Source organism: Corynebacterium frankenforstense, assembly GCF_030211955.1.
GTDB lineage: Bacteria > Actinomycetota > Actinomycetes > Mycobacteriales > Mycobacteriaceae > Corynebacterium > Corynebacterium frankenforstense_A.
In genome coordinates this window covers 1-261 of sequence record NZ_JASODI010000076.1, presented here as the reverse complement: position 1 = coordinate 261, position 261 = coordinate 1, and the positions used below count along the sequence as shown (strand labels likewise).

Sequence of the window (261 nt, the reverse complement as noted above, 5' to 3'; positions counted from 1 at the left end):
TTATATTTCCCCTGTTGCAAACTGAGTTGCAGCAACTCTTTTTCCTGCTGCATCTGAAACTCGCGTAAATCCAGTGGCAGCGTCGGAAGCGAGGTGTTTTCTGAAACGGCGATGGCTTCTTCAGATGGACGGCGTTTAAAGGGATCAATAATGATGTCATCAAGCGGATAATCGCTGGTGCCGTGACGATACACTGAACGTTCCACCACGTTTTTCAATTCACGTATATTTCCCGGCCAGCGATAATTCAGCAATGTTTCT

The 261-nt window shown here is 46.4% G+C and carries 1 pseudogene; it reads right to left on the bottom strand.

Features of this window, described 5'->3' with window-relative positions:
* A pseudogene (locus QP119_RS11590) lies at positions 1-261 on the bottom strand (hypothetical protein); the annotation flags it as partial.